Source organism: Polaribacter sp., assembly GCF_965660385.1.
In the GTDB taxonomy this organism is placed as follows: Bacteria; Bacteroidota; Bacteroidia; order Flavobacteriales; family Flavobacteriaceae; genus Polaribacter.
Map to the genome: position 1 here is coordinate 1 of NZ_CBFHZT010000109.1, position 3,442 is coordinate 3,442.

A 3,442-nucleotide genomic window follows, 5' to 3' on the forward strand; every position below is an offset into this window, starting at 1 on the left:
GGAGTCCTGTTGCTGCGGTATATTTCGCTTGGTCAATGCTTTCTATGTAAGCCTTTTCATCTACCCCTTCCCCTTCAAAACGAAGATTCATACCAACTTCACTAAAAGCCATACGAACAAAATCTCTTACTGTAGTCGTTACTCCTGTAGCAATTACCCAGTCTTCGGCTTTGTCGGCTTGTAAAATCATCCACATCATACGTACATAATCTTTGGCATGCCCCCAATCACGTTTGGCTTCTAAATTTCCTAAAAATATCTTTTCCTGTAATCCCAAAGCTATTTTTGCGACAGCTCGTGTTATTTTACGGGTCACAAACGTTTCTCCTCTTCTTGGCGATTCATGATTAAACAATAGTCCATTACAAGCAAACATATCATACGCTTCTCTATAATTCTTGGTAATCCAAAAACCGTAAATTTTGGCTACTCCATAAGGTGAACGTGGGTATAAAGGTGAGTTTTCATCATAAAAACCACGTTCATTTTTATTTTCTGGCAACCCTCCAAACAATTCAGAGGTTGACGCTTGGTATATTTTTGTTTTTTTACTTAAGCCTAATAAACGTACGGCTTCTAAAATTCTTAAGGTTCCTAAAGCATCCACATTACCTACATACTCAGGCATATCAAAAGAAACCTTTACGTGAGACATCGCTCCTAAGTTGTAAATTTCATCAGGCTGACATTCTTGAATGATTCGTGTTAAATTCATCGAATCGGTTAAATCTCCATAATGTAATTTCAATCGCTGGTTAGGGTCATGAGGATCTTGATACAAATGATCAATTCTATCCGTATTAAACAAAGAAGACCTTCGTTTGATACCATGAACTTCATAGCCTTTTTCTAATAACAATTCCGCTAAATAAGAGCCATCTTGCCCTGTGATTCCTGTGATTAATGCAACTTTCATATTTTTTGTATTGTTGTTCGGTTTTTTACGGTTTAATTGTTTAATTGGTTAATGGGTTAATTGTTAACTACCTTATTATTGGTAACCAAAAACAAATAAAATATATCTAATTTAATTTCTTTTTCAATGTGTTTGTATTCTTCAATTGATATTTATACAAAGCGTTCAACTTACTTAAAATACCGTCTAATTGAATTCTTAACGCTTTGTATTTGTCATCTTTTATATAACTTAGGTCCAAAGCTGTATTTAAATGATCTATGATTTCTAATCCTGAAGCATAAGAGATATTTGTAAAATGCGCTTGGTCAAAATTCGAAGACCTTCCAGAACCTTCAGCTAGATTCGCTGAAATACTTGCTGATGCTCTATTGATTTGACTGATTAAATCAAAACGTTCATGCTTGGGAAATTGTGAACTCATTTTCTTTATCTCTATTTTAAATTTTCGTGCCGCTTGATATACATCTAGTTTCTCAAATGAATAGGTTTTATAGCTCAATTTTATGATTGTTTAACTGTTTATTCGGTTATTTGATTAACTGTTTATTTTTCATACTTAAACTCTAAACTATAAACGGTTTACATGTTTAACTGTTTAATTGATTATCTGCTATTCTAAAATCTCTAAACGGTATACTTGTTTATTCTAAAACTTCTAAACTCTAAACCTTGACCTTTACTCCATTGTTTAATTGGTTGAAACTGGATAACTGTTTGACCTCATCCTTAAACCTTTAAACCCTAATCTTTATTCTGTTGTTTAAATGGTTAATTGGTTATTTGGTTATTTTGTTAAATTTCATCCTTAAACTCTAATCTCTAAACCCTAATTTACTCGATTGTTTAATTGGTTAAAACTGGTTAACTGTTTAGACCTCATCCTTAAACCTTTAAACCCTAATCTTTATTCTGTTGTTTAAATGGTTAATTGGTTATTGGGTTAATTTGTTAAATTTCATCCTTAAACTCTAATCTCTAAACCCTAATTTACTCGATTGTTTAATTGGTTAAAACTGATTAACTGTTTAGACCTCATCCTTAAACCTCTAAACACTTAAACTCCTCAACACACATCTCATCCTACATTTTCACTTCTTTTACATTCTCTATATTTTCCAAAAACCAACGATATGTCTTCGCAATTCCTTCATCCAATTCGGTTTTATATTGCCACCCTATTTCCTTCATCTTAGACACATCCATCAACTTTCTTGGAGTACCGTCAGGCTTGTCTGCATCCCAAACAATGTCACCTTCATGACCCACTGCCTTCTGAATGGTTTCTGCCAATTCTTTAATGGTAATATCTTTACCTGAACCTACATTATATAAATATTCTGGCAATTCATTTTCTAAAGCGTACACCACAGCTTCTGCCATATCATCTACAAATAAAAATTCTCGCATTGGCGTTCCACTACCCCATAAAGTAACATCGGCATTATTATTTAGTTTTGCCTCGTGAAACTTACGGATCATTGCTGGTAACACATGAGAAGTTTTCAAATCAAAATTATCAAAATACCCATACAAATTGGTCGGCATTAAGCTTACATAATCTTTATTGAACTGTTTTCGAATCGCTTGACAAGCTTTTACTCCTGTAATCTTAGCAATGGCATACCATTCATTCGTTGGCTCTAAAGAATCTGTTAATAAATATTCTTCCTTAAGAGGTTGAGGAGCTAGCTTAGGATAAATGCATGAACTCCCTAAAAAGACAAACTTTTCAATCCCCGTTTTTAAGGCTCCATCAATGAGACTATTCTGGATTTGCATATTCTCCATAATAAACTGATAGGGATAATCATTATTCGCTAAAATACCTCCAACTCTAGCCGCAGCATCAATAATGGCATGCGGTTGTTCTTCTTGAAGGAAATTAAGAACGGCCTCTTGATTTTTCAAGTCTAACGCTCTGCTGGTTCTACCTATTAAATTGGTATAGCCCTTTTTTTCTAAAGCTCTCCAAACAGCTGAACCTACCATACCTCTATGGCCAGCGATGTATATTTTTGAATTTTTATCCATCAAAAAATTATTTCTTTTTTTGGTTTTGATTTTCTTTTTCTTGTACTTCTTTTCGCAATCCACTGCTTGAAAAACGATGTTCTCTTTTATTGTAAAACAATTCTATGCCTGATTCTTCACAATATTTTCGCCCTGTAAATTGTTTGTTCATATACTCATCTCCAACAATACGAACATCAATTTTAAAAGAACGTAATACATCTTCTAAATCTTGCTCTGTTGCATAAGGCACTATTTCATCTACAAACTTACATCCTTTTAATTGGATATATCTTTCAACAACAGATTGAATGGGTCTGTTTTTTTCAGGGCGATCTAAAGTAGGATCGGTTTGTAAGCCACAGATTAAATAATCACATTCTTGTTTTGCATCTTCTAACATCTTAACATGACCTGCATGAAACAAATCGAAAGCACTAAAGGTAATACCTATTCTCATATCAAATTTATATTATGTTGTTGGGTTATTTTGTTGTTTGGTTTTTCGTTTTT

The 3,442-nt window shown here is 33.4% G+C and carries 4 protein-coding genes; all 4 read right to left on the bottom strand.

All coding sequences use genetic code 11. From position 1 onward, the window contains the following. The coding region (gmd, locus tag ACTG3V_RS15255; RefSeq protein ID WP_439133033.1) for a GDP-mannose 4,6-dehydratase at nt 1–916 on the bottom strand (916 nt) is incomplete at its 3' end. 106 nt (nt 917–1,022) lie between these two features. Then, a complete protein-coding gene (locus ACTG3V_RS15260; RefSeq protein ID WP_439133034.1) occupies nt 1,023–1,418 on the bottom strand; it encodes a four helix bundle protein in 396 nt (131 codons plus the stop codon). Between the two features lie 581 nt (nt 1,419–1,999). Then, nucleotides 2,000–2,950, bottom strand: a complete 951-nt coding sequence (locus ACTG3V_RS15265; protein WP_439133035.1) for a GDP-L-fucose synthase family protein — start codon at nt 2,948–2,950, stop codon at nt 2,000–2,002. A gap of 7 nt (nt 2,951–2,957) precedes the next feature. Beyond that, entirely contained in the window at nt 2,958–3,389 is a 432-nt protein-coding gene (locus ACTG3V_RS15270; RefSeq protein WP_397445410.1) for an adenylyltransferase/cytidyltransferase family protein, read from the bottom strand. Between the last annotated feature and the right edge of the window lie 53 nt (nt 3,390–3,442).